The following is a 24,058-nucleotide window of genomic DNA, read 5'->3' on the forward strand; positions in this document are numbered from 1 at the left end:
AGGGCGGGTGCCCCGGTGCCGTCGGCGGCGCCGGCTCACTGCCCGAAGAGGCGATCCTCGGCGCCGCGCACCCCGGGCCGGACCGCGAAGAGCGAGCCCGCCTGGAGGTCCTCGCCGTCGGGGACGTTCTCCCGGCTGGTGGTGATGTACAGCGTGCCGCGATCCGCACCGCCGAAGGTGCAGGCGGTGGTCTGGCGGGCATCGACCGTGACGCGCTCGGCGATGCCGCCGTGCTCGTCGAGACCCAGCACCGTGCCGGCACCGTTCATCGCCACCCAGACCCTGCCCTCGGCGTCGAGCGTGAGCCCGTCGGGGTGGCCGTCCTGGCCGGTGAGGTCCGCGAAGGTCCGGCGGCCGGTCAGGCCCGCGTCGTCGGACCAGTCGAACAGGTCGACCCGCCCGGTGGGGGTGTCGACGTAGTAGGCGCAGCTGCCGTCGGCCGAGAAGGCCAGGCCGTTGGAGATCGTCAGTCCCGTCAGCATCCGGCTGGTGGTGCCGTCGGGCAGCAGGCGCCACATGGCCGCCGCTCCCTCGCGGGCGTCGTAGGCCATGGAGCCGCACAGGAAGGAGCCGTCGGGGGCGACGGCGCCCTCATTCATGCGCACGTCCTCCTCCCACAGCGGGGGCAGGGGATCGATCGCTCCGTCGGCGTCCTCGAGGGCGAAGCCCTTCTCCAGGGCGAGCACGGCGCCGCCGCTGGCTGCCGGGCGCACGCAGGCCACGACGTTGCTCGGGGTGGGAATGCGGCGAACGGTGCCGGATTCGTCCAGGTGCATGACGTCGCCGGCGAGCATGTCGACCCACCGCAGTCCGCCCCAGCTGTTCGACCAGTACGGGCCTTCGGCGTGGTGGCAGATCGACTCGGTGATGCGTTCGGCGTGCATGGGGCCTCCGTATGCCGGCGGTGCAGCGGTGGCTCCCTACGGTAGCCGCTGGGGAGGGTGAGCAGGGCGTCAGCTCTCCCGCGCAGCAGCGCGGCCGACGGGGAGCTCCGAGCCGCGACAGATGCGCCGCCACAGCTCGAAGTGCTCCTCCATGGCCGCGGTGACCGCCTCCTTCCGCCGCGAGCGCAGGGCACGGGTGATCTCGAAGTGGACGGTATCGGTCTCGAAGCTCCGGGGGAGGTCGCCGTGGTTGCGCGCGATCTCCCGGCTGATGGCGATGCGACGACGTTCGAGCAGCAGGTCGTGCAGGGCCCGGTTCATGCCGTCGACGACATATGTCGTGATGGGGTTGGCGAAGATCCGCAGCAGTGACGTGTGGAAGGTGTGGTCCGCTGCCAGGCCGCCGGCGAAGTCCCGCGAGGAGGAGGCGTCGACCATGGCGCGCACCTGGTCCTCGAGGCCCTGGATCTGCTCGTCGGTGACGTGCTCGGTGATCTTCGGGGCGATCGCCACTTCGAGCGTCTCGCGAGCCTCGTTGATGTGCGAGACGGTCACGAGCCCGGCCCGCAGCATCATCTCGAAGCCGTTCCCGGAGCCCGCCCCCGGGGTGCCGGGGGAGACCAGCACATTGCCCGATCCCTGGACCTTCTGCAGGATGCCCAGCATCTGCAGGCCGGAGAGCTGCTCCCGCACCCGGGCGCGGGACATGCCGCTGAGCTCGGCGAGCCGGCGCTCGCTGGGGATGAGGAGACCGCGCTCGACCTCGACGCCCTCCCGCACGAGCATGTCGAGGAACTCCTGGACCCCGGGATCCATGTGACCTCCTTCGCCGCGCGCACCGGCTCGAGGGCCGGCGAGGATCTGTGACCTGCCATGATATCGGTCGGCCAGGGGCCCGCGGTGCCCGGTCCCCGGGCGCTCGTCTCGGGGGCCGGGCGGGAGCTCGGCAGCGCACGGCGTCGTCCCCGCCGGTGCTCACGGGACGCGGGAGGGCGCTCCTACTCCTCCAGCCACTCGGTGATGAACCGATCGCTGCTGTGGATGTGGATCCCGCTGTAGCCGCCGAGCGACTCGAAGCGGTGCGGGGTGTTCGCGGGCGCGACCAGCAGCTGCCCGGCGGACACCGTCACCTGGCGATCGGCCACCGTGAACACGGCTGACCCGGCCTGGACCACGAAGGTCTCGTCGTAGGGGTGGCGGTGCAGCCGGGGACCGAGCCCCCGGCCGAGATCACGTTCGACGATGATCGAGATGGAGGCGCCGTGATCCCGGCCCTCGAAGTTGCCGCTCGGCAGGTCTGCGAGGTCTATGGTCTCGATGCTCATGACAGCCCCCTTCGGCTCGCGCTCTCGACGCTAGCACCGGGGGCGCGGGTCGACAACGGATCCCGACGCGGCGGCCGAGAAGGCGAGCCGCCGGTGGACGGTCGGCGGCTGCCGCGGCCTGCTGCGGCACCGCGCGCTCACCCGTGCTGCTGGATCTCCGAGAGGGCGTGCGTGACGTCCCGCGTCGCGGGGTAGAGCTCGCGGTACATCCGGTACAGCTGGTCGTACCGGGCACCGGCGTCAGGATCGGGCACGCACACGTGATCGATCCCGTTCCAGGCACTGGTGTCGGAGCCGTGGGCGAGCTGCGCGGCGAGCATCGCCGTGCCGTAGGAGGCACCGACCGTGCGCCGCGGGATCTCCTGCGGCAGCCCGGTGACGTCGGAGACGATCTGCGGCCACAGCTCGTTGCGGATCCCGCCGCCGACGGCGACCATCCGCTCGATGACCACACCCGCCTCGCGCAGCGCCTCGAGATGATGGCGCACCCCGTACGCCGCCGCCTCGAGCGCCGCCCGGTAGAGGTCTCCGCGCGTGTGCGACAGCGTGAGCCCGGCGATCACGCCGCGGGCCGACGGGTCGTGCATGGGCGATCGCTCCCCGGCGAAGTAGGGCAGCATCAGCAGGCCGTTCGCGCCGACGCCGCTGGTGGCGGCCTCGTCGATCAGCGTGGCGAAGTCCGCCTCGCCGGTCAGCTCCCGCATCCAGGCGGTGATCGCGCCCGAGCTGGCCATCCCGCCGGAGAGGGTGAACGTCCCCGCGGAGGTGCCGGCGGTGACCCATAGGGTGCGGCTGGGAGCGGGCTCGTCGGTGATCGCGACCAGGAACGTCGTGGTGCCGTACATCAGCATCACGTCGCCGGGCGCGGTGGCGCCGACGCTGATCGCCTCCGCCCAGGCATCGACCGTGCCGGTGATGACGGGGATCCCGGGCGACAGGCCGGGCACCGCGCTCGCGGCAGCTGCGGTGACGGTGCCCGCGGCCTCGCCGGCCCACTGCAGCGGCGGCAGCTCCAGACCCGGCGCGACGTGATCCGACCAGGGCCGGTGCCAGTCCAGCGTCCCCGTGTCGTACAGCGGGGTGACCATGCTGGCGCTGGCATGGTCCAGCACATATCGCCCGCTCAGGCGGAACGCCAGGTACGAGGCGGGCATGAAGAGTCTGGATGCCCGGGCGAAGTGCTCCGGCTCCTGCTCGGCGACCCAGCGGATCTTGGGGCCGGCGGCCTGCGCCGAGAGCACGCTGCCGCAGCGCCCGAAGATCTCCTGGTCGCCGAACCGTGCGGTGAGGTCGGCGATCTGCGCCTCCGCGCGGGTGTCGACCCCGTAGAGGATCGCGGGTCGCACCGGGTGTCCGTCGTCATCGGTCAGCAGGACGCACGGGCCCATCCCGGAGACGCCGACCGCCGTGATCCGGGCGTCCGCGGTCCCGGTGAGCTCGGCGGTCAGGGAGACGAACTCGTCCCACCAGATCTCCGCGTCCATCTCCACGTGGCCGGGAGCGGGCCGATCCACCGCGTGCTCCCGTACCGCGCACGCCAGGATGGTGCCGTCGAGGGCCACCAGCACGCCCTTGGTGCTCGAGGTGCCGACGTCGATGCCGAGCACGGCCTCAGCGCGATCTGCCATCGGCGCGCCCTCTCCTCATCGTCACCTCGGTGTGCGGCAGCCCTCGCCGGGTCCGGCGGGGTGTGCCCATCCTGCCATTGTCGGCGCCGGGACCGAGCCGTGTGCACCCCTCGCCGAGGGGAGCTTCCACGCCGCCGACCAGGAGGGGTGGCGCCGCTGCGCCCGTCGGGCGATGGTCCGGCGGTTGCGTGAGGGGCCGTCGGACTCTATAGGATCAGCGCTCACGGACGACCCGTCCGCGGCTCGAAGGCGCCGACGCAGCGGTCGACGACAACGCGATGACGGTGAATGAGGTGGACGTGCTCGAGAGCCATATGGATCTGCAGCTCCTGCACCGCGCCGCGTCCGCCTACTACGTCGAGAATCTTCGCCAGGCCGAGGTCGCCGAGAAGCTCGGCGTCTCCCGGCCCACCGTGAGCAAGCTGCTCAGCGAGGCGCGCCGGATCGGGATGGTGCGTTTCGAGGTGCTCGACGTCCCCGAGGAGGACGTCACCGAGCTCGAGAGCCGCCTGCGGGCTCTGCTCGGGGTCGAACGGGTGCGGATCGCGCCCGGCGACCAGGCGCAGCGCGACTACCGCGGTCTCGGTGACCAGCTGGGGGAGGAGCTGCGCCGTCTGGCGCTGCGCCGCGACGACGTCCTGCTGGTCTCCTCGGGCCGGACCACCCATGCCGTCAGCCGGATGGAGCTGCCCCAGCTCGCCGGGGTGGTCGTCGCCCCCACCGTCGGCGGCCAGCAGGAGTCCGATCCCGCGTTCCAGACCAATGAGACGGTGCGGAACCTCGCCACCCGCACCGGGGCGCAGCCGCGATTCATCTTCGCCCCGGCCCTTCCGAGCCGGAGCCTGTGGCGGTCGCTGCAGGCGGACCCGAGCTTCGTGGAGATCATGGACCTGTGGGCGCGTGCCAGCGTGCTGGTCACCGGCATCGGAGCCCCGTACCTGGAACGGGAGTCGCTGACCTCGGTGGTGCCGCGGGATGATCCCTCGCTGCGCAGCGCCGTCGGCGACATCTGCCTGCACTTCTTCGACGCCGACGGCGAGCCGGTCGTCTATCCCGGCTCCGATCTGCTGGTACGCCCGACGCTGGACCAGCTGCGACAGATCCCCACCTCGATCGCGCTGGCCGCGGGCCGCGGCAAGGCCGCCTCGATCCGGGCGGGCGCAAAGGCCGGGCTGTTCACGACGCTGATCACCGACGCCCCCACCGCAGAGCAGGTGCTGGCCGACTACGGGGACGCGGACCCGGCGTAGTCGCGGCCGGCCCCGAGGCGTCCCCGCGCGTCCGAGACGCCGTCGACTCCGAATCATCACCACCGTCACCGGGCTATTCAGGTGGGGCAGGTCCCCACGCCCGCCGCCCCATGCCCGCGGGCGCCGCGCGGTTCGAGGCGGAACATTTGTGCTTGACGAATGTGCGGGACGGTGCCTACGCTCACACCGAGACGGGGCACACCGCAGAGCCGCACCCCGATCCGGCAGGCGCCATGACGGCGCCCGGAACGTATCGAAGGAGATGTGTCGAGATGACCGAGACCCCCCAGCACGAGATCCCACGGACCATGCAGGCCGTGGTCATGCACGCCCCGGAGGACTACCGCCTCGAGGAGCTCGAGGTCCCGGAGCCGGGCGACGACGAGCTGCTGATCCGCGTCGAGGCCGTCGGCGTCTGCGCGAGCGACCTGAAGTGCTACCACGGGGCCGCCAAGTTCTGGGGCGACGAGAACCGTGATCGCTGGGTCGATCCGGGCATCACGCCCGGTCACGAGCTCGTCGGCGAGGTCGTCTCCGGCTCGACCGAGGCGCTCGCCCAGCACGGCGTCCAGCTCGGTGACCGCATCGCCTGCGAGCAGATCGTGCCGTGCGGTGAGTGCATGTACTGCCAGCGCGGCTGGTACTGGATGTGCGGTCCGCACGACATGTTCGGCTTCAAGCACTTCAACGGCGCGATGGCCGAGTACATGCTGGTCCCGCCGCAGGCCCGCGCCCACCAGGTCTCCAAGGAGATCCCCGCCCACCACGCCGCCTTCTCCGAGCCGCTGTCCTGCTCGCTGCACGCCGTCGAGCGCGCCCAGCTCAGCTTCGACGACGTCGTCGTGGTCGCCGGCTGCGGGCCGATCGGGCTCGGCGCCATCATCGGCGCCGCCCACAAGAACCCGAAGACGGTCATCGCCCTCGACTTCGACGAGCACAAGCTCGAGCTGGCGAGGAAGTGCGGCGCCGACCTCACCCTGAACCCGTCCACGACGGACATCTACGAGGAGATCCGCGGCCTGACGGGCGGCTACGGGGCCGACGTGTACATCGAGTGCACCGGTCACCCCAGCGCGGTCGGCCAGGGCCTGAACCTCCTGCGCAAGCTCGGCACCTACGTCGAGTACTCGGTGTTCAAGGAGGACGTGAAGGTCGACTGGTCGATCATCTCCGACGACAAGGAGCTCGACGTCCTCGGGGCTCACCTCGGCCCGAACTGCTGGCCCGCCGCGATCAAGATGATCGAATCCGGCGAGCTGCCCATGGACGAGATCTGCACCCACCAGTACGGCCTCGGTGAGGTCCAGACCGCCCTGGACCAGGTCGCCGATTCCGCCGGCGCCTCCGTCAAGGTCTCCATCCTGCCCGGTATCTGAGCCGTCTGCGGACGGCCTTCGCAGCCCGGGTGCGGCGCCGCCCCTCGTCGTCCCGCACCTGGGCCCCGTCTCTCGAGCCGGCGGTTCCCGTCCCGTGCACGCTGCCGTGCACAGCCGCGGTCTCCTATCCATCCGATCCGGCGGTGCGTTCCACCTGATCGCCCACATCGCCGGCCGAACGCACATCCGGCACCCCGTCGATGCTGACGGACGCGTATCCGCTCCGTGCTCGGCCCGCAATGCACCAGCCGGAACACGGCACCACTCTCCACCGCACCAGCCACACCACCCTCCACGGCGCCAGCGGAGCACGGTGCCCGTCGCAGCACACGCACCCGCCGGTCATCCGGCGGCCGGACACCCACCGGCCGGGCCCCACCGGCTGACCACCCACCGGCCGGACACCCACCGGTCGGAGCTACCAGAGGAAGGCTCACCATGAGCACCGCATCCGCCGCGGCACCCAGCACCGGGCGCCCGGCATCGCCGAGGAAGCACACCGGCCGCTGGGTCGCGGCCACCCTGACCCTGATCGCCCTGCTCGTCGTCGTCCTGGGCACGAAAGTGGTGCCTCAGGGGGAGGAGTCCCAGGCCGCCGGACCGGAGGAGTTCGACAAGGCCACGTTCGGAGCCGAGGAGTTCCCGAAGGTCCAGGAGCAGATCACCGAGCGCGCCGTGGAGGCTCCCGAGCTGGCCGCCGCGATCGCCGAGGACCCAGACGCCGCGGCCTCCGAGCACGGGGTCGAGGCCGCCGGGAACACCGTCTACTCCACGACCTTCACCGGCACCGTCGGCGAGGGCGAGGCCGGCATCTACGAGGTCGACGTCGAGGGTATGCCCCAGGACGTCACCGTGCGCATCCAGACCGGCCCGGCCATCAACGGCACCGACCTGCGCGATGCCACCGGCTCCTACGGCTTCGGCCAGTTCACCAACCAGATCGAGTACCAGGACGCCGGCGCCGCGTTGAACGATGAGGCGAAGAAGCAGGTCCTCGAGCCCGTGGACCCGACCTCGCTGCCGGGCGAGACGGTCACTGTCACCGGGGCCTTCACCGCGATCAACCCCGAGGGCTGGCTCGTCACCCCCGTCTCCCTGGAGGTCCAGTGAACACCGACGACGTGGTTCTTCATGCGCGCGACATCGTCAAGACCTATGGGGGCACCCGGGCGCTGAAGGGCGTGGACTTCGGCGTCCACCGCGGCCAGGTCACCACGCTGTTCGGGGAGAACGGCGCGGGGAAGTCGACGCTGATGAAGATCCTCTCGGGCGTGGAGCAGCCCACCTCGGGATCGATCATCCTCGACGGGCAGCCGGTCACCTTTGCCACCACCAACGACGCCCGCGACCACGGCATCGCGATCATCCACCAGGAGCTGAGCCTCGCCCCGAACCTTTCGGTGCGCGACAACATCTTCCTCGGCCGGGAGATCACCCGCGCCGGCGGCGTCGACTACGCCGAGGAGACGCGACAGGCCGCCGCACTCCTGGCCGACCTGCGACTGGATGTGAGTCCCGCGGCCATGGTCGGCGACCTGCGCGTGGGCCAGCAGCAAATAGTCGAGATCGCCCGGGCCCTGTCCATCGACGCCCGCATCCTCATCATGGACGAGCCGACGTCGGCCCTGGCGGCCAAGGAGGTCGAGATCCTCTTCGGAATCATCGAGGAGCTCACGGCCCGCGGCGTCTCCCTGGTCTACATCTCCCACCATCTCGAGGAGGCGCTGCAGGTCACCGACCATGCCGTGGTGTTGCGGGACGGCACCATGACCGCCCGCGGGGACCGCGAGGAGATCGACCTGGCCTGGATCGTCCAGCACATGGTCGGCGAACACTTCGACCTGGGCTCCCCACCGGAAGGCCACGCGTTCGGCGATCCCGTGCTGGAGATCCAGGACCTCACCGTCCGCGACCCCGAGAACCCCGAGCGTGCCGTCGTCGACGAACTGTCGCTGACGGTGCGCGAAGGCGAGATCGTCTGCCTCTACGGGCTCATGGGCGCTGGCCGCACCGAGGTGCTGGAAGCCGTCGCGGGTCGCGGCCGCATCGCCGGTGGCCGGATCCTCTACCGCGGGCAGCAGCTCGGCCCCGAATCGATCGGCGAACGCATCGCGATGGGGATCGGGCTGGTGCCGGAGGATCGCCAGCGCGATGGGCTGGTCCAGACCATGTCCGTCGGCCAGAACCTCACCCTATCCAGCATCCGGCAGTTCCTCACGCGCGGCTTCCTCTCGCGCCGCAAGGAGACTGCCCTGGCCGACGGGCTGATCCGGGACGTCACCGTCAAAGCGCCCGGGCCGCAGACCCCGATCGGCTCCTTGTCCGGCGGCAACCAGCAGAAGGTCGTTATCGGCAAGGCGCTGGCGACCGGACCCGGCGTGATGCTCCTGGACGAGCCCAGCCGGGGCATCGACATCGGGGCGAAGGCCGAGGTCTTCGGCCTCCTCGCCGACCGGGCCCGCGAGGGCCTCGGCGTCGTCTACTCCACTTCCGAGGTCGAGGAGTGCTTCAGCATCGCCCACCGCATCGTGGTGCTGCGACGCGGTCGCATCTCCGCCGAATTCGGACCCGACGCCGCGAAGTCCGACGTCATGGCCGCCTCCGGCGAAGTAGTCACCTCTTGATCCCGCACCCAGGAACGGACAGCACGATGACCTCCACCGCAGCGACCACCCCCGCAGAGACCTCCACCGCCGCAGGTGAGGGTGCGAAGAAGCTCGACCTCTCCAAGCTCCTCATCGAGGGACGGGCCTTCCTGGCCCTCGCGCTGATCATCGTCGTCTTCTCGCTGCTCTCGCCGAACTACCTCACCGTCGACAACCTGCTGATCATGGCCTCCCACGTCGCGATCTTCGCGCTGCTGTCGCTGGGGATGCTGCTGGTGGTGCTGACCGGGGGCATCGACCTCTCCGTCGGCTCCACCCTCGGGTTCACCGCCGTGATCGCCGGCTTCCTGCTGCGCGGCGTGCCGCTGGACATCTTCGGGGTGACGCTCTACCCGAGCGTGCCCGTGGCGGTGCTGATCTCCGTCGCCCTCGGCGGAGTGATCGGCCTGGTCAACGGCCTGCTCGTGGCACGGTTCCACGTCGCCCCGTTCGTGGCGACCCTCGGCATGCTCTACGTGGTGCGCGGATTCGCGCTGCTGATGACCAACGGCCGCACCATCAACGACCTCTCCGGCACCGAGGGCCTGGGCAACTCCGGCTTCGAGTGGCTCGGGTTCAACCGCATCCTGGGAATCCCCGCCGGCGTCCTGATCATGGCGGTGATCGCGCTGGTCCTCGCCGTGGTGCTGGCCCGGACCACGTTCGGGCGCTGGCTGTACGCCACCGGCGGAAATGAGCGCGCCTCCCAGCTCTCCGGCGTGCCCGTGCGCTCGGTGAAGATCTGGGTGTACGTGATCTCCGGGCTCTGCTCCGCCGTGGCCGGGCTGATCCTCGCCTCGACCCTCACCAGTGCCAGCCCCACCGCCGGCAATACCTACGAGCTGACCGCGATCGCGGGCGTCGTCATCGGTGGCGCCGCTCTCTCCGGCGGTCGCGGCACCGTGCGTGGCACCCTGCTGGGCGCCTTCGTGATCGGGTTCCTCTCCGACGGGCTCGTCCTCGTCGGCGTCTCCGAGTACTGGCAGACGGTGTTCGTCGGCGCAGTGATCATCGTCGCCGTACTGCTGAACTCCCTGCAGTACGGGAGGCCGCGCAGGGCCAAGCAGACCCCGACGACGACACCGCCCAGCGGCACGCCCACGCCTGCTCCCGCCGCCGGTGCGACGTCGGCCGACGGCGCCACGGCCGACAGCGACCCCTCGCCCGGTACGCCGGCCCCCGACCGGGCCGAGAAGTCGGGCAGTAGGGACCCGGGACCAGACCGTCGGCACTGACCAGCTCGACCGCCGGAATGACCCCCTCCGGGCCCTCACAGACCCGGGACCAGAACCCTGCAAGAGCCCCGATGCACCCCGGCCGGGCTGCATCCCCTCGAAAGGAACACATCATGGAACGTAGGCATTTCCTCTCCGCACTCGGCATCGGCGCCGCGGCGGCCGGCCTGGCGGCGTGCTCGACCGGATCCGGCGGCGGTTCGTCCGACGGCGGCAGTGCTGGCGGCGGCGGTTCGTCCGACGGCGGCCTGATCACGATCATCGTCAACGATCCCTCCAACCCGTACTGGAAGACCGAGGGCGATGTCGCCGCGGCCAAGGCCGAGGAGCTCGGCTACACCACCACCGTCGGTGCCCACAAAGGTGACACCAACACCGAGAACACGCTGGTCGACACAGCCATCTCGAACCAGTCGGTGGCGGTGATCATGGACCCGGCCGACGCGGACGGCTCGATCGGCACCATTAAGAAGGTCGTCCAGGCCGACATCCCCGTTTTCCTCATCAACGCCGAGATCAACGAGGAGGGCGTCGCCAAGGCGCAGTTGGTCTCGAACAACGCGCAGGGCGCGGCGCTCGGCGCCCAGGAATGGGTCAAACGTATGGGGGAGGAGGGCACCTACGTCGAGCTGTTCGGCCTGCCTTCGGACAACAACGCCCAGACCCGCTCGAACGGCTTTACGACCACGATCAGCCAGTACCCCGACCTGGAGAAGGTCGGTGAGGAGGTCGCGGACTGGGACCGGACCCTGGGGCACGACAAGGCGCAGTCGCTGCTGCAGGCCAATCCCGATATCAAGGGCCTGATCTCCGGCAACGACGAGATGGCGTTGGGCGCGATCGCGGCCTTCCAGGAGGCCGGAGTCCTCGAAGACATCGTGGTGGGCGGCTTCGACGGCTCGCCGGACGCCGTGGAGGCGATCAAGAACGGCGAGCTCGCCTACACCGTGCTCCAGCCCGTGGCGCAGTTCGCCGAGCAGGTCATCGAGATGGCCGACGATCTGCTGCGCAACGGCACCGAGCCGGAGCAGGAGAAGCAGGCGCTGGACTGCATCCTCATCACCGAGGAGAACGTCGACAAGATGACTGCACCGTTCACCTACACCGAGTGAGGAGGAGGGTGCGGCGGAACATTTGTGCTTGACGGATGTTCGGTGCTCGTCCTAGGGTCGCCGCGTCGACCGCCGGGCGGTACGCCCGGCACCGCAGTGACGGCCGCGAGAGCGACCACCGCACACGAAGGAGTGTCCGTATGAGTTCGGCACCGATGGCGACAGGCGCAGCCGGCGCCGACGACGAGGCGGGAGTCCGCGAGGGCTTCCTGGACCGGATCGGGATCCCGCACCCACTGCGCTGGGGCTTCCTCGGCGTGCTGATCTTCATGACTGGCAACGGCGTCGAGTCCAACATCGTCTCCCCGCACATCGCCGAGACCTTCGGCGGCGGGGATGCGAAGATCGACCTCGCCGCCCGGATCATCGCCGCCTACAGCCTGGCCGTGCTCGTCGGCTCCTACCTGGCCGGCGCCCTGTCCGATCTCTGGGGCCCGCGCCGCGTGATGGCGCTGGGCTTCGGGGTGTGGGTCGTGTTCGAGTTGGCCTTCCTCGGCTCGCTGCAACTGGAGTCGGTGCCGCTGGTGGCGCTGTCCTACTTCCTGCGCGGCTTCGGGTTCCCGCTGTTCGCCTTCGCGTTCCTGGTGTGGATCAACGCCGTGGTGAACAAGGCGCGCAACGGGGCGGCCGTCGGCTGGTTCTACGTCATGTTCACCGGCGGTCTGCCCACCCTGGGCTCGCTGGTCGCCGTGTTCCTGATCGACGGCTTCGGCGGCGGGTTCCTCGGGCAGTACTGGGCGATGCTCGCCTCCACCGGGATCGTCACGATCGGCTTCCTCATCGCCTGGTTCGGGGTGCGCGAACGCCACGGCAGCATGCGCCTGGCCCCCGCGGGCGAGAGCAGGGGCTCCGTGATCCTCTCCGGCCTGCGGCTGACCTTCACCAACAAGCGCATCGCCATGGGCTTCCTGACGCGCCTGATCAACACCGCCCCCGAGTTCGGGATGTTCATCATCCTGCCGAGCGTCATCGCCGGCTCCATCGCCGACGGCGGGCTGGGCTGGAGCATGTCGCAGTGGCTGGTCATGACCAGCGTGGTCTATGCCGGCAACATCCTGTTCAACGCAGCCTTCGGTGCGCTCGGCGACAGCTGGGGCTGGACGAGGACGGTGCGCTGGTTCGGCATCGTCGGCTCCTCGATCGGCCTGCTGCTGTGGTGGTACGTGCCGCACTGGGTCCCCGCCGGCTCCGACTGGGGCTTCGTCGTCGCGGTCGCCGCGGGCACCGTGTTCGGCATCCTGCTGGCCGGCTTCGTGCCGCTCGGGGCGATCATGCCCGCCATCGCCCCCAAGCACACCGGCGCGGCGATGGCCATGTACACCACGGCTGCCGGCGGGGCGACGTTCCTCGGCTCGGCCGTGGTCGCCGTGGTCCGCCCGTGGGGCGGGAACGTCGGCGTGGTCTGGGCGTTCGTGCTGCTGTACGCCTGCGCCTTCGTGATGACCTACTTCCTCAAGGTCCATCAGCCGAGCCTTCATGGTGAGGACCGGTCCTCCGACGAGGCCGCCACGCCGGCGGCTGCCCGCTGAGAGCCGGCCCACCGATGTCTGACGGGTCGAACGGAGCCTGGTTGCCTCCCGGCACACACTTTCCTATAGGATCTTGCGTGCGAGGCGTTCCGTCCTGTCCCGCCCGGCGGCACCGACGCAGTGGCCGACGTCGACGGTCCGCCCGTCCTTCCGGGCTGATCGCCCGGCACGGGCGCCGTGTCGGCCGCGGCCGGCCGACGACCCGGGCCCATCTGGTCGGCGCACCGCCCATCAGGCAGGCTGGCCCTGTACCCGCCCCTCATATCCCTGCAGAGAGAGTTCGACGATGACTTACCTCTTCGATGACCCGAAGTCGTTCCCCGCCGACGCCGTGGAAGGCCTCGTGGCCGCCCACCCCGACGAACTGCTGCAGGTGCACGGCGGGGTGGTGCGCGCACTGGCCACTCCGGAGGGCGCCCCGGCGCTGGTCGTCGGCGGCGGATCCGGTCACTACCCGGCCTTCGCCGGCTGGGTGGGTCCCGGCTTCGCCCACGGCGCCCCGTGCGGCAACATCTTCTCCTCCCCGTCGGCCGACCAGGTCTACTCCGTCGCCCGCAACTCCGACAACGGCGGCGGCGTGATCCTCGGCTTCGGCAACTACGCCGGCGACGTGCTCCACTTCGGGGTCGCCGCCGAGAAGCTGCGCGCCGAAGGCATCGACGTGCGCATCGTCAAGGTCAGCGATGACATCGCCTCCAACTCCGAGGACAACCACCGCGACCGCCGCGGCATCGCCGGTGACCTGGTCGTGTTCAAGGTGGCCGGCGCCGCCATCCAGGCCGGCGCCGACCTCGACGAGGCGGAGCGCCTGGCCTGGAAGGCCAACGACGCCACCCGCTCCCTGGGCGTGGCCTTCGACGGCTGCACGCTGCCCGGGGCCGAGGATGCCCTCTTCCACGTGCCCGAGGGCAAGATGGCCATCGGCCTGGGCATCCACGGGGAGCCCGGGATCGACGAGAAGCCGATGCCCAGCGCCGCCGAGCTCGCCGAGGTGCTGGTCGAGGGCGTGCTGAAGGAGACGCCCGAGCTCGACTCGCAGCGGGCTGCGGTGGTCCTGAACGGACTGGGCACCGTGAAGTACGAAGAGATGTTCGTGGTGTGGAAGCACGTCTCGGCGCTGCTGCAGGACAAGGGCCTCACGCTCGTGCGCCCCGAGGTCGGCGAGCACGTCACCAGCCTCGACATGGCGGGCCTCTCGCTCACGGTCATGCGGCTGGACGACGAGCTCGAGCAGCACTGGCTCGCCCCCGCCGACACCCCGGCGTTCCGTCGCGGCGGCACGGTCGAAGGGTCGGCCGGCCAGGAGCGCGGCGAGCTCTACACCCCCGGCGAGGACCCGATCCCCGAGGCCACCGACGCCTCGCGTGACAGCGCCCGCCGCATCACCGAGATCCTCGCCGACCTCCAGAGCCTGCTCGAGGAGCTGGAGCCGGAGCTGGGCCAGCTGGACTCGATCGCCGGCGACGGTGACCACGGCCAGGGCATGGTCCTCGGCGCGCGCGGTGCCCACGCCGCCGCCTCCCGCGCGCTCGAGCGCGGTGCCGGCGCCCGCACCGTGCTGGTCCAGGCCGGAGCCGCCTGGTCCGCCGAGGCCGGCGGGACCTCCGGTGCCCTCTGGGGCGCGGTGCTGACCAGCGTCGGCGGCGGTTTCCGCGACGACGAGGCCGTCAGCGACGAGCAGATCCCCTCCGCCCTGGCACAGGCCGTCGAGGCGGTCGAGCGCCTGGGCGGGGCCAAGCCCGGGGACAAGACCATGGTCGACGCGGCGGTGCCGTTCCGTGAGACCCTGGAGTCGGCCGACGGACCCGCCGCCGAGGCGGTCACCGCCGCCGCCGAGAACGCCACAGCGGCCGCCGAATCCACCGCGGATCTCGTCGCCCACCTGGGCCGAGCACGCACCCACGGCGAGAAGTCCAAGGGCACGCCCGACCCGGGCGCGATCTCCTTCGCACGGATCGTGACCCGCCTCGGCGAGCTGCTCTCGGCCTGACCGCTCGGTCGACCGGCGACGGTCCGGCAGGGCCGGTCCCGGGCCGCAGCCCCGCCGGCCCGCTGACAACTGCATAGACCGACATCGTCTCCATCAGCCATCCTCATCCATCACCCGAAGGAGCAGCCATGGGCTGGAAGATCATCACCGGATCCGACAACGCCGGATTCGGCCACAAGAGTGCACTGAAGGAACTGCTCGAATCCGACTCCCGCGTCGACTCCGTGATCGACGTCGGCGTCACCGGCCGGGAGGACGGCACCTACTACCCCAACGTCGCCATCGAGGCGGCGGAGAAGATCGCCGCCGGCGAGGCCGACCGGGCGCTGCTGATCTGCGGCACGGGCCTGGGCGTGGCGATCTCCGCGAACAAGGTCCCCGGCATCCGTGCCGTGACCGCGGACGACCTCTACTCCGTCCAGCGCTCCGTGCTCTCCAACGATGCGCAGGTGCTGTGCATGGGCGAGCGCGTGGTGGGCCTCGAGCTCGCCAAGGAGCTGGTCAAGGTGTGGCTGGACCTGGAGTTCGACCCCAACTCCTCCTCGGCGGCGAAGGTCGACGCGATCTGCGCCTACGACGGGTCGCTCGACAAGTCCTGACCCGACACCCGGCCGCCGCGCGGCGGCGGCCGGGTCGCAAGCCCGGATTCGGCGCCCGGCAGTGCTGTATCGCGGCGTGACCGACTACTGGCGTGTGAGCGGGTGCCGTGGCCATATACGCCACGGCACCCGCTATGTCGCCAGTAGTCGGGCGTGCCCATGGTCGACGACGTCCGCCCCGCGAACCTCGGCGCAGTCCGCCAGGTCACGCGCGCCGAGGTCGAGGCGTCACTGAGGCAGGCCGGGCGGGCCCGGCAGGCCTGGCAGGCCGGGCAGGCCGTCGATACTGTGGGTGTTCTTCTCCGCGCGGTAGCGCTCCATGCCGTCCTCGCCCTTCTTCTCGGCCTGCAGCCGGAGCAGGTCGCGCTCGCCGCTCATCTCCATGACCGGCACTCCCCAGCCGCATGAGTCGCTGATCCGCGTGACGTCGACCGTGATGACGGCCCGCGTGCTGGGATGCGCGGGGTGGAGTGCCACGACCTCGTCGAACTCCGTGTCTCCCGGGACGAAGACACGGCCGTTGCCGTGCAGGCGCACGATACGTGGCCGTGCCTCGAAGGAGAGGAACATCAGGCACACGCGCCCGTTCTCGCGGAGGTGCGCGATGGTCTCGACGCCGCTGCCGGTGTAGTCGACCCAGGCGACGCGGTGCGGGCCCAGCACGGAGAACGAATCATGGCCGCGGGGCGAGACGTTCACGTGCCCTTCGGCGCCGAGAGGGGCGGTGGCGACGAACCACATCGGCTGCTCGGCGATCCAGCCCCGGAGACCCTCGTCGATGGAGTCGAAGACTTTTGCCATGGCACGAGGCTACGGGGTGAGGCCCGTCGTCCCCGTGTGCCGGAAGGCTGATGCGTCCGCGGTCGCGATGGCACCGTCGGGCGGCCCAATGGTCGACGACGTCCGCCCCGCGAACCTCGGCGCAGTCCGCCAGGTCACGCGCCCCGGGGTCGGGCCGTCACTCCGCCAGCGCCCGCCCCCGCTGCTCGGGCAGGGTGAACGCGGCGCCCGCCGCCAGGGCGAAGGCCACCGCGAAGACGGCGAAGGACAGCACCTGCCCGCCGGTGGCCAGCAGCAGCGGCACCATGAACGGTGCCAGCAGCGAGGCGATGCGACCGAAGCCGGCCGCCGCGCCGGTGCCCGTGCCCCGCACGGCCGTGGGGTAGAGCTCCGGGCCGATCGCGTACAGCGCGCCCCAGGCTCCGAGGTTGAAGAAGCTCAGGCAGCAGCCGGCCACGATGATCAGCACCTCGGTGTCCGCCAGGCCGTAGGCGGTGGCGGAGAGGGCGGAGCCGGCCAGGAACAGCGTCAGCGTCCAGCGGCGCCCGATGACCTCGATCAGCCACGCGGAGACGGCGTAGCCGGGCAGCTGGGCGAGGGTGATGATCAGCGTGAAGGTGAACGACTGGGTCAGGGTGAAGCCGCGATCGACCAGCAGCGTGGGGATCCAGATGAAGGCCCCGTAGTACGAGAGGTTGATGAAGAACCACACCGCCCACAGCCCGGCGGTACGGCGGCGCAGCAGCGGCGACCAGATCCCCCCGGCGGTCTCGGAGCTGAGGGGATCGGCGGGCGGCGGTTCGGTGGTGACCCGCGCGGCGGGCGCTGCGGGCGACTCCGGGGAGACCTGCTGCGAGGACTCGGAGGAGTCCTGCTCAGCGGCCACCGGGGAGGCGAGTCCGGCCGAGTCCTCGAACCCGCGCACGATGGTCTCGGCCTCGTCGTGACGGCCCTGCTTCTCCAGGAAGCGCACCGACTCCGGCATCCCCAGGCGCACCACCACCGAGTACAGCGCCGGCACCAGACCGATGGCCAGCGCCCAGCGCCAGCCCGTGGGCCCGGAGGCGGCCACGAACGTCCCGATCACCGCGGCCAGGATCCACCCCAGGGCCCAGAACGCCTCGAGCCACACGACCACGCGTCCGCGAATGCGGGCCGGGGCGAACTCGCTCATCAGGGTCGAGGCGACAGGCAGCTCGGCCCCCAGTCCCAGGCCCACCACGAAGCGCAGCAGGATCAGCACGCCGACGCCCATCGCCAGGGCGGAGGCGCCCGTGGCCAGGCCGTACACGAGCAGGGTGAGGGCGAAGACGCTGCGCCGGCCGAGGCGGTCGGCGAGCAGCCCGCCCAGGCTCGCCCCGATGGCCATGCCCGCGAACCCCGCCGAGGCGATCAGCGAGCCGTCGCCCTTGCTCAGCTCCCAGTGGACGCTGAGGGCGGCGATGACGAAGGAGATCAGGCCGACGTCCATCGCATCCAGCGCCCAGCCGATGCCGGAGGCGCCCAGCATCCGCCCGTGCTTGCGGGTGAAGGGCAGGCGATCCAGGCGCTGCGACCTGGTCAGGGGGCGGGCGGCGCCGACGGGGGAGGCGTCGGGCGAGGCGGGGGTGGGGCTCATCGTCATCTCCGGGATGGCTGGGCGGTTCCCGAGCCATGATGGCGCACGCCCCACCGGGCGCAACCCCCTCTCGGGGCCCCGCGCGGCCGATCGCGCACGGCCGGCCCCGCAAGACTCCTGGTCACTGTGATAAAAAGCCTCGAAGGTCTCGGATCCGTTGCGAAAGTCCGCCCGCGGCGTGTCCGGGCGCGAGGCGGCCACCGTCGGCAGCGTCGCGTGTCTCACATCACGTCATGCTCACGTGGGAAGAACGTTTGACAGCCGGTTTACAGCGCTGCAAACTTGGCCGGGCGTGGCAACCGCGGTCGCGGACGCACTGCCCGGTCTCCTCGACCGGCCGGTGCCCGCGGCCGAGGAGGATTGCGCGACGTCGGCGCGAGCACGCGCGACGACGACGCGTGACGGTGCGCCCGAGGAGGCCCGATAGTGCGAACGAGAACACGTGGTGGACCAGAGCAGGTGGCCCGGCGAGGATTCCTCGCCGGCGCCGCAGGAGGCCTCGGCGTGGGCGCGCTCGCCCTGGCCGGCTGCTCCAGTGGAGCCGCGAGCGGAGGCAGCCTGCGCTTCTTCATGCAGAAGCAGGAGGTCATCGGGTACTTCGGTGACCTGCTGACTCAGTTCGAGAGCGCCCATCCGGGCACCTCCGTCGTCCACGACTCCACCACGGCGATCGCCCCGCAGTTCGTGCGCGGGGACCCGGCGGACGTCGGCTGCTTCAACACCAACCTCGAGCTCGCCCGGTACATCGAGCGCGGCGTGCTGCGCGACCTCTCGGATCTGCCGTCGGCCGCTCGGATCCGCGACAGCATCGGCGTGCTCGCCACCCAGTACGCCGACTACCCCGGCCGCACCAGCGTGCTGCCGTACTCCCTGGCCGCGGCCGGTGTCATCTACAACAAGACGATCTTCGCCGAGCACGACCTGCCGGTGCCGGAGACCTGGGACGAGTTCGTCGACGTGTGCACCGAGCTGCAGAAGGCCGAGATCACCCCGATCTACGCCACCGACCGCGACACCTGGACCCTGTGGCAGGGCCTGTTCGACTACTCCGTGGGCAGCCTCGTCGATCCCGCCGAGTTCTTCGCGAAGATGACCGAGATCGGCGAGGACGTCGGCCCCGACTCGGAGGTCTCCTTCGAGAAGGACTTCGCCGTGCCCATGGAGCGCGCGAAGACCATCTCCTCGTTCTTCAACCCCGACCACGCCACCCGGTCCTACGCCGACGGCAACCTCGCCTTCGGCAAGGGCGAGGCGGCGATGTACCTCCAGGGGCCGTGGGCGCTGGGCCAGATCGCGCTGATCGACGAGACGCTCGACATCGGCACCTTCGCGCTGCCGGTGACCAACGACCCGGCCGACCGGCAGGCGCGCGTGAACGTCGACCTGGGACTGTGGATCCCCGAGGAGGCGCAGGACGTCGAGACCGCGCGCGAGCTCGTCGAGTTCCTCATGCAGCCCGAGATCATCGACGCCTACAACCGCGACAACCTCGCCTACTCGACCACGAAGGACGCGCCGCCGCAGACCGATGAGCGGCTGGAGGGCCTGCAGGCCTACGTCGACGAGGCGGCGTTCTACCAGGGCGCCGGCACCTTCGTGCCCACCTCGATCCCGCTGGGCAACTACCTCCAGGCGGCGATCCGCAGCGGGGACTTCACCACGATGCTGCGCCAGCTCGATGCCGACTGGCGCCGCGTGGCCGGCCGGGACGCCACGGTCTGAGCGCCATGGCACACGTCGATCCAGGAGCGAACATGACCACCACCGACACCACGTCCGCCACCCGCGGCACCAGCACCGGCCGCGGCACCAGCGCCGGCCGCGGCTCGCGCCGCCACGGGCCGCGCACCGATCTGATCCACTACCTGTTCCTCGTCCCCGCCCTGCTCGCCTTCACCGGGTTCGTCGTGGTCCCGGCGAGCGTGGGCATCTTCTACAGCTTCACCGACTACGTCGGCTTCGGCGAGTGGAAGCTGCTGGGGCTGGCGAACTACCAGGCCCTGTTCTCCGATCCCTCCATCCTCAGCTCCTACTCGTTCACGCTCGGCTTCGCGCTGGTCACCGTGGTGGTCACGCAGACCATCGCCCTCGCGCTGGCGATCGCGCTGACCAAGCGGGTGCGGTTCGCGGCCGGGCTGCGCACGATCTTCGTGATCCCGATGGTGGTCTCCGGCATCGTCGTGGCCTACGTGTTCAACTATCTGTTCTCCAACACCGTCCCGGCGCTGGCGACCGCGCTCGGCATCGGGCCGCTCCAGGAGAGCATCCTGGGCAACCCCGACCTCGCGTGGCTCTCGATCGTGATCGTCACCGCCTGGCAGACGGTCCCCGGGGCCCTGCTGATCTACACCGCCGGGCTCACCTCCATCCCGGACGACCTCTACGAGGCCAGCTCCCTGGACGGCGCCTCCACCTGGAAGCAGCTGTGGGCGATCACGCTGCCGTTGATCAGCGGCTTCGTGCTGATCAACACGATCCTCGGGGTGAAGGGCTACCTGGGCGCCTACGACGTCATCGTCGGCCTCACCGGCGGCGGGCCGGGAACCTCCACCCGCAGCGTGGCCATGAGCATCTTCTCCGGCTTCACCGGCGGTGAGTACGCCTACCAGATGGCCAACGCGACGATCTTCTTCGTGATCACGGTCCTCATCTCCGTCGTGCAGCTGGTCGTTGTACGAGGAAGGAACCTCCGACTCGCATGAGCACTCTCGACACCGCCTCCACCGGCACCGGCCCGGCCGCTCCGTCCCTCGCCGGCGCCCCGGCCGGCGCCCCGGGCGGCAGCACGCCCTCCGGTCCCGGCCGCACCGGTCTCCTGCGCCACCAGGGCGGCCGGGCGAACTGGCCGCTGACGATCCTGCTCGCGCTCGCCGCGCTGACCGTGATCATCCCGCTGTACGTCACGGTGGCGATGGCCTTCAAGACCAGCCCGCAGTCGGCCGACGGCAACGCTCTCTCCCTGCCCAGTCCCGTCAATCCGGGGAGCTTCGCCGAGGCCTGGAAGCTTACGCACTTCCCCGTCGCCTTCGGCGTCTCGGTGCTCGTGTGCGTGCTGACGGTGGCGCTGACGCTGCTGCTGAGCTCGCTGGCCTCCTACTCGATCGTGCGCAACTGGCACCGGCGGTTCTTCCGCTGGTCGTTCATCTACCTGCTGGCCGCGATGTTCCTGCCGTTCCCGGTGGTGGCACTGCCGCAGATCAAGCTCACCGCTCAGCTGGGTCTGGACAACCCCGTCGGGGTGGCGATCCTGCACGCGATGTTCCAGCTCTCCTTCTCCGTGCTGCTCTACTCGGCCTATCTGCGCTCGATCCCGGGCGAGCTCGAGGAGAGCGCCCGCATCGACGGCGCCTCGACCTGGCAGATCTTCTGGCGGATCATCCTGCCGCTGCTGGGCCCGATGAACGCGACCGTCGGCATCTTCGCCTTCCTGGCCTCCTGGAACGACTTCATGCTGGCCTCGCTGATCACATCGAACCCGCGCCTGCAGACGCTGCCCGTGGTCCAGAACATCTTCCAGAGCGACTTCGGCACCAACTACAACGTCGCCTTCGCGTCCTACTTGATGGCGATGGCGCCGACGGTCATCGTGTACCTCATCGCCCAGCGCTGGGTGATCAGCGGCATCACCCAGGGCGCCGTGAAGTCCTGATCCCCGATATCCCGGGGCCGTGCGGCCACGGTCGCCCGCCCTCCCCGTCGCAGACCTACCAGGAGCCAGCATGACCCCCTCCCGGCACGATGCCGCGTCCCTGCCCGTCGTCCGTCCCTTTCCCGGCACCGACCCGGTGGCCCATCCCGAGGCCGTGGTCACGGGGGAGAACTGGCGGATCAGCGTCCTGGCCGACGGTCTGTTCCGGCTGGAGTGGAGCGAGGACGGCGGCTTCGAGGACCGTGCCTCCACGTTCGCGATCCGCCGGCGCCTGGAGGTGCCGGAGTTCTCGGTGGTCCGCAGCGGCGCCGGGGTCGAGATCAGCACCGGCCGTGCTCAGCTGCGCTACGACGGGCAGCGCTTCTCCGCGGCGGGGCTGAGCGTGGAGACCCTGGGCCCGGATGCGAACCGGTGGACCTACGGGCAGGAGCCGCGCGACCTCGGCGGCACCGGCCGGACCCTCGACGACGTCGACGGGCGGATGCCGCTGGAGCCCGGCATCCTCGCCCGCGACGGCATCACCATGCTCGATGACAGCGACTCGTTCCTGTTCGAGGCCGACGGATGGATCGGCACCCGCGCCCCGGGCCGCCGTGACCTCACGATCTTCGCCTACGGGCGCGACTACGACGCCGCGCTGGCGGCGTTCTACGCCGTCTCCGGGCGCCCCTCGCTGCTGCCGCGCTGGGCACTGGGCAACTGGTGGAGCCGCTACCACCCCTACAGCGCGGAGAGCTACCTCGAGCTGATGGACCGCTTCGAGACGGAGCAGATCCCGTTCTCGGTCGCGGTGATCGACATGGACTGGCACCGGGTCGAGTCCGTCCCCTCCCGCTTCGGCAGCGGCTGGACCGGCTACTCCTGGGAGCCCTCGCTGTTCCCGGACCCGGCGGGCTTCCTCGAGCAGCTGCACCGGCGCGGCATGCGCACCACGCTGAACCTGCATCCGGCCGACGGCGTGCGCGCCTTCGAGGACGCCTACCCCGAGATGGCCCGCGAGCTGGGGATCGACCCGGGGACCGAGCAGACCATCCCCTTCGATCCCACCGACCGCGACTTCCTGCGCGCCTACTTCGACCACCTCCACCACCCCCTCGAGGAGCAGGGCGTGGACTTCTGGTGGATCGACTGGCAGCAGGGCAGCACCAGCCGCCTGCCCGGGGTGGACCCGCTGTGGCTGCTGAACCACTTCCATCAGCTGGACTCGGCCCGCGACGGCGGCGCCGGGATGACCTTCTCCCGCTACGCCGGCCCCGGCAGCCATCGCTACGCCGTCGGCTTCTCGGGCGACGCCGTGGTCTCCTGGGACTCGCTGGCCTTCCAGCCCGAGTTCACCGCCACCGCCGCGAACATCGGCTACGGCTGGTGGAGTCACGACATCGGCGGCCACACCCGCGGCCTCCGCGACGACGAGCTGGCCACGCGGTGGGTGCAGTTCGGCGTGTTCTCGCCGATCATGCGCCTGCACTCGGCCAACAACCCTTTCATCCGCAAGGAGCCGTGGACCTTCCCGGCCGGCCACCGGGCTGCGATGGGCGAGGCCCTGCGGCTGCGGCACCGCCTGGTGCCCTACCTGCACACCATGAACCACCGGGCGGCCGACGGCACCCCGCTGGTGCGGCCGCTGTACCACCTCCACCCCCGTCGCGACGAGGCCTACCGCGCCCCGAACGCCTACGCCTTCGGCTCGGAGCTGATCATCGCCCCGATCGTCTCGCCCCGCGATCCGGCCAGCCTGCACGGCAGCGCGCGCACCTGGCTCCCGCCCGGCCAGTGGATCGACATCTTCACCTCCGCCGCCTACGCGGGGGACCGGATCGCGGACCTCCACCGGCCACTGGAGACCATCCCCGCCCTGCTCCGCTCCGGCGGCATCCTCCCGCTCGCGGCCGAGGACCAGCTCGACGTCACCCAGAACCCCGACACGCTCGAGCTGCTCCTGAACCCCACGGCCGACGGGACCTTCGAGCTCGTCGAGGACCGCGAAGGCGCCGAGCACGACGTCGCCCGCACCCGGCTGAGCTGGGAGGCCGCCACCTCCACCCTCCGGATCGCTCCGGTCGAGGGTGAGGCGGGCGTCGTCCCGCAGCAGCGCACCTGGCGGATCACCGTGCTGGGCGAACCGGCCACCGGGCAGGAGGTCGCAGAGCGCTCGCCGGGCCGCTTCAGCGTCGATCTCCCGGTGCAGGCAGCAGACGGTGCGGTGCTGGAGCTGGCCGGGCCCCCGCGCATCGGCCTCGATGCCCGCCGCGTGGTGCGCGAGGTGCTCGAGCAGGCCCAGGCCGGCAACCCCGAGAAGCTGCGCGCCTGGGAGATCGTCTCCCGGGACGCGCCGGTGGCGGAGCGGATCGCCGAGCTGGAGACCGTCGGCCTGCCCGCCTCGCTGCGCGCCGTGATCATCGAGCTGCTCGGCAGCATCCAGACCGGCGAGGCCTGAG

General features: G+C 70.7%; 19 protein-coding genes. 13 read left to right on the plus strand and 6 right to left on the minus strand.

Annotated features, from left to right (window positions below):
- Nucleotides 1-35: 35 nt before the first annotated feature.
- The 4 genes from ACFQS2_RS09910 to ACFQS2_RS09925 form a co-directional block, all read right to left on the minus strand.
- Nucleotides 36-884, minus strand: a complete 849-nt coding sequence (locus tag ACFQS2_RS09910; RefSeq protein WP_377793580.1) for an SMP-30/gluconolactonase/LRE family protein — start codon at nucleotides 882-884, stop codon at nucleotides 36-38.
- A 69-nt stretch (nucleotides 885-953) separates the two neighbouring features.
- Complete coding sequence (locus ACFQS2_RS09915) at nucleotides 954-1,700, minus strand: FadR/GntR family transcriptional regulator (protein WP_377793581.1); 747 nt, start codon at nucleotides 1,698-1,700, stop codon at nucleotides 954-956.
- Nucleotides 1,701-1,882: 182 nt separating this feature from the next.
- Nucleotides 1,883-2,209 (minus strand): cupin domain-containing protein, encoded by a 327-nt coding sequence (locus tag ACFQS2_RS09920; protein ID WP_377793583.1) that lies wholly within the window; start codon nucleotides 2,207-2,209, stop codon nucleotides 1,883-1,885.
- Between the two features lie 137 nt (nucleotides 2,210-2,346).
- Complete coding sequence (locus ACFQS2_RS09925) at nucleotides 2,347-3,837, minus strand: FGGY-family carbohydrate kinase (RefSeq protein ID WP_377793585.1); 1,491 nt, start codon at nucleotides 3,835-3,837, stop codon at nucleotides 2,347-2,349.
- A 299-nt stretch (nucleotides 3,838-4,136) separates the two neighbouring features.
- Here ACFQS2_RS09925 and ACFQS2_RS09930 point away from each other — a divergent pair, with 299 nt between their 5' ends.
- The 9 genes from ACFQS2_RS09930 to ACFQS2_RS09970 all read left to right on the plus strand — a co-directional run bounded on the left by ACFQS2_RS09930 (nucleotide 4,137) and on the right by ACFQS2_RS09970 (nucleotide 15,573).
- Complete coding sequence (locus tag ACFQS2_RS09930; protein ID WP_377793586.1) at nucleotides 4,137-5,087, plus strand: sugar-binding transcriptional regulator; 951 nt, start codon at nucleotides 4,137-4,139, stop codon at nucleotides 5,085-5,087.
- A gap of 272 nt (nucleotides 5,088-5,359) precedes the next feature.
- On the plus strand, nucleotides 5,360-6,463 hold the full coding sequence (locus tag ACFQS2_RS09935; RefSeq protein ID WP_377793588.1) for a zinc-binding dehydrogenase: 1,104 nt from the start codon (nucleotides 5,360-5,362) through the stop codon (nucleotides 6,461-6,463).
- Between the two features lie 438 nt (nucleotides 6,464-6,901).
- Nucleotides 6,902-7,573, plus strand: coding sequence for a DUF2291 family protein (locus ACFQS2_RS09940; protein WP_377020220.1), 672 nt, complete (start codon nucleotides 6,902-6,904; stop codon nucleotides 7,571-7,573).
- Nucleotides 7,570-9,087, plus strand: coding sequence for a sugar ABC transporter ATP-binding protein (locus ACFQS2_RS09945; RefSeq protein ID WP_377793589.1), 1,518 nt, complete (start codon nucleotides 7,570-7,572; stop codon nucleotides 9,085-9,087). The genes ACFQS2_RS09940 and ACFQS2_RS09945 overlap by 4 nt, the downstream gene beginning before the upstream one ends.
- Nucleotides 9,088-9,113: 26 nt before the next feature.
- Nucleotides 9,114-10,343 carry an ABC transporter permease gene (locus ACFQS2_RS09950; protein ID WP_377793591.1) on the plus strand — a complete coding sequence of 410 codons (1,230 nt, stop codon included), beginning with the start codon at nucleotides 9,114-9,116 and terminating at the stop codon, nucleotides 10,341-10,343.
- Between the two features lie 113 nt (nucleotides 10,344-10,456).
- Nucleotides 10,457-11,455, plus strand: a complete 999-nt coding sequence (locus tag ACFQS2_RS09955) for a D-ribose ABC transporter substrate-binding protein (RefSeq protein ID WP_377793592.1) — start codon at nucleotides 10,457-10,459, stop codon at nucleotides 11,453-11,455.
- Between the two features lie 140 nt (nucleotides 11,456-11,595).
- On the plus strand, nucleotides 11,596-12,984 hold the full coding sequence (locus ACFQS2_RS09960) for an RbtT/DalT/CsbX family MFS transporter (protein WP_377020224.1): 1,389 nt from the start codon (nucleotides 11,596-11,598) through the stop codon (nucleotides 12,982-12,984).
- A 286-nt stretch (nucleotides 12,985-13,270) separates the two neighbouring features.
- Nucleotides 13,271-14,974 carry a dihydroxyacetone kinase family protein gene (locus tag ACFQS2_RS09965; protein WP_377793594.1) on the plus strand — a complete coding sequence of 568 codons (1,704 nt, stop codon included), beginning with the start codon at nucleotides 13,271-13,273 and terminating at the stop codon, nucleotides 14,972-14,974.
- A gap of 128 nt (nucleotides 14,975-15,102) precedes the next feature.
- Entirely contained in the window at nucleotides 15,103-15,573 is a 471-nt protein-coding gene (locus tag ACFQS2_RS09970; RefSeq protein WP_377020226.1) for a ribose-5-phosphate isomerase, read from the plus strand.
- 228 nt (nucleotides 15,574-15,801) lie between these two features.
- Here the strand turns inward: ACFQS2_RS09970 and ACFQS2_RS09975 are convergent, their stop codons facing one another.
- Together ACFQS2_RS09975 and ACFQS2_RS09980 are read right to left on the minus strand one after the other, a co-directional pair.
- Nucleotides 15,802-16,374 (minus strand): pyridoxamine 5'-phosphate oxidase family protein, encoded by a 573-nt coding sequence (locus tag ACFQS2_RS09975; protein ID WP_377793596.1) that lies wholly within the window; start codon nucleotides 16,372-16,374, stop codon nucleotides 15,802-15,804.
- Between the two features lie 157 nt (nucleotides 16,375-16,531).
- On the minus strand, nucleotides 16,532-17,971 hold the full coding sequence (locus ACFQS2_RS09980; protein WP_377793597.1) for an MFS transporter: 1,440 nt from the start codon (nucleotides 17,969-17,971) through the stop codon (nucleotides 16,532-16,534).
- A gap of 504 nt (nucleotides 17,972-18,475) precedes the next feature.
- Between ACFQS2_RS09980 and ACFQS2_RS09985 the strand changes: the two genes are divergently transcribed.
- From ACFQS2_RS09985 to ACFQS2_RS10000, 4 genes are all read left to right on the plus strand, one after another.
- Entirely contained in the window at nucleotides 18,476-19,693 is a 1,218-nt protein-coding gene (locus tag ACFQS2_RS09985; protein WP_377020229.1) for an ABC transporter substrate-binding protein, read from the plus strand.
- A 32-nt stretch (nucleotides 19,694-19,725) separates the two neighbouring features.
- Nucleotides 19,726-20,673, plus strand: a complete 948-nt coding sequence (locus tag ACFQS2_RS09990; protein WP_377793599.1) for a carbohydrate ABC transporter permease — start codon at nucleotides 19,726-19,728, stop codon at nucleotides 20,671-20,673.
- Nucleotides 20,670-21,620 carry a carbohydrate ABC transporter permease gene (locus ACFQS2_RS09995; RefSeq protein ID WP_377793600.1) on the plus strand — a complete coding sequence of 317 codons (951 nt, stop codon included), beginning with the start codon at nucleotides 20,670-20,672 and terminating at the stop codon, nucleotides 21,618-21,620. Before ACFQS2_RS09990 ends, ACFQS2_RS09995 begins: the two co-directional genes overlap by 4 nt.
- Before the next feature lie 70 nt (nucleotides 21,621-21,690).
- The gene (locus tag ACFQS2_RS10000) at nucleotides 21,691-24,057 is read left to right on the plus strand and encodes a TIM-barrel domain-containing protein (RefSeq protein ID WP_377793601.1); all 2,367 of its coding nucleotides are present in this window, start codon (nucleotides 21,691-21,693) and stop codon (nucleotides 24,055-24,057) included.
- The last annotated feature ends 1 nt before the right edge of the window (nucleotide 24,058 follow it).

Origin of the sequence: Brachybacterium sp. GCM10030267 (genome assembly GCF_042666875.1) — a bacterium.
Taxonomy (GTDB): Bacteria; Actinomycetota; Actinomycetes; order Actinomycetales; family Dermabacteraceae; genus Brachybacterium.

What these genes read in the sequence shown, in the direction of transcription:
- ACFQS2_RS09910 (WP_377793580.1), bottom strand. Translation starts at nt 884, where the DNA reads ATGCACGCCGAACGCATCACCGAGTCGATCTGCCACCACGCCGAAGGC.
- ACFQS2_RS09935 (WP_377793588.1), top strand. Translation starts at nt 5,360, where the DNA reads ATGACCGAGACCCCCCAGCACGAGATCCCACGGACCATGCAGGCCGTG.
- ACFQS2_RS09915 (WP_377793581.1), bottom strand. Translation starts at nt 1,700, where the DNA reads ATGGATCCCGGGGTCCAGGAGTTCCTCGACATGCTCGTGCGGGAGGGC.
- ACFQS2_RS09955 (WP_377793592.1), top strand. Translation starts at nt 10,457, where the DNA reads ATGGAACGTAGGCATTTCCTCTCCGCACTCGGCATCGGCGCCGCGGCG.
- ACFQS2_RS09995 (WP_377793600.1), top strand. Translation starts at nt 20,670, where the DNA reads ATGAGCACTCTCGACACCGCCTCCACCGGCACCGGCCCGGCCGCTCCG.
- ACFQS2_RS09970 (WP_377020226.1), top strand. Translation starts at nt 15,103, where the DNA reads ATGGGCTGGAAGATCATCACCGGATCCGACAACGCCGGATTCGGCCAC.
- ACFQS2_RS09965 (WP_377793594.1), top strand. Translation starts at nt 13,271, where the DNA reads ATGACTTACCTCTTCGATGACCCGAAGTCGTTCCCCGCCGACGCCGTG.
- ACFQS2_RS09960 (WP_377020224.1), top strand. Translation starts at nt 11,596, where the DNA reads ATGAGTTCGGCACCGATGGCGACAGGCGCAGCCGGCGCCGACGACGAG.
- ACFQS2_RS09975 (WP_377793596.1), bottom strand. Translation starts at nt 16,374, where the DNA reads ATGGCAAAAGTCTTCGACTCCATCGACGAGGGTCTCCGGGGCTGGATC.
- ACFQS2_RS09950 (WP_377793591.1), top strand. Translation starts at nt 9,114, where the DNA reads ATGACCTCCACCGCAGCGACCACCCCCGCAGAGACCTCCACCGCCGCA.
- ACFQS2_RS09920 (WP_377793583.1), bottom strand. Translation starts at nt 2,209, where the DNA reads ATGAGCATCGAGACCATAGACCTCGCAGACCTGCCGAGCGGCAACTTC.
- ACFQS2_RS09925 (WP_377793585.1), bottom strand. Translation starts at nt 3,837, where the DNA reads ATGGCAGATCGCGCTGAGGCCGTGCTCGGCATCGACGTCGGCACCTCG.
- ACFQS2_RS09990 (WP_377793599.1), top strand. Translation starts at nt 19,726, where the DNA reads ATGACCACCACCGACACCACGTCCGCCACCCGCGGCACCAGCACCGGC.
- ACFQS2_RS09980 (WP_377793597.1), bottom strand. Translation starts at nt 17,971, where the DNA reads ATGAGCCCCACCCCCGCCTCGCCCGACGCCTCCCCCGTCGGCGCCGCC.
- ACFQS2_RS10000 (WP_377793601.1), top strand. Translation starts at nt 21,691, where the DNA reads ATGACCCCCTCCCGGCACGATGCCGCGTCCCTGCCCGTCGTCCGTCCC.
- ACFQS2_RS09940 (WP_377020220.1), top strand. Translation starts at nt 6,902, where the DNA reads ATGAGCACCGCATCCGCCGCGGCACCCAGCACCGGGCGCCCGGCATCG.